This window comes from Vibrio sp. 704 (assembly GCF_033339295.1).
The window spans coordinates 1-721 of record NZ_JAWOUH010000412.1 but is presented as its reverse complement, the minus strand read 5'-3'; the positions used below and the strand labels follow the sequence as shown (position 1 = coordinate 721).

Annotated in this window: 2 protein-coding genes; both read left to right on the top strand. The window is 47.3% G+C overall.

Translation table 11 applies throughout. The features are described 5' to 3' along the window. Positions 1 to 536: YggT family protein (locus R7R24_RS26810; protein ID WP_318120132.1), on the top strand; the 536-nt coding region annotated here is incomplete at its 5' end. After that, positions 536 to 721: DUF167 family protein (locus R7R24_RS26805; protein ID WP_318120130.1), on the top strand; the 186-nt coding region annotated here is incomplete at its 3' end. The genes R7R24_RS26810 and R7R24_RS26805, both read left to right, overlap by 1 nt.

Sequence of the window (721 nt, the reverse complement as noted above, 5' to 3'; positions counted from 1 at the left end):
TCTCAACCCTATTTGACCTGTACATCATGGTCGTAATTTTGCGAATTTGGTTGCAAGCTGCACGTGCAGATTTCTACAACCCGTTCTCGCAATTTATTGTAAAAGCGACTCAGCCAGTCATTGGCCCACTGCGTCGTGTTATTCCATCAATCGGCAATATTGACCTTGCAACGGTTCTGTTCGCTTACGTGCTGTGTGTATTGAAATTTGTCGCACTGATTCTGATTGCGTCTAACGGCTCTGTCTCTTTCAGCGTTGATTTCCTATTCTTGGGTTTGTTATCGCTACTAAAAGCTGCTGGTGGCCTTCTGTTCTGGGTATTGTTGATTCGCGCAATCCTAAGCTGGGTGAGCCAAGGCCGTAGCCCAATTGAATACGTGTTCCATCAATTGACCGAGCCAATGTGCGCACCAATTCGTCGCGTGCTTCCTGCTTTTGGCGGCTTGGATTTGAGCGTGCTGGTTCTGTTCATCGGTTTGCAATTCGCAAACTTCTTGATGGGCGATATCATTGGTCCTATTTGGTTCCAACTGTAATGTCCGCAGCAGTTTGGCAAGATGGCGAGGACATCGTCCTTAAGCTTTATATTCAACCAAAAGCAAGCCGCGATAAAATCGTCGGCTTGCACGGTGAAGAGCTCAAAATCGCCATCACTGCACCACCTGTCGATGGCAAAGCCAATGCTCACCTCACCAAGTTCTTAGCCAAGCAGTTCAAAATC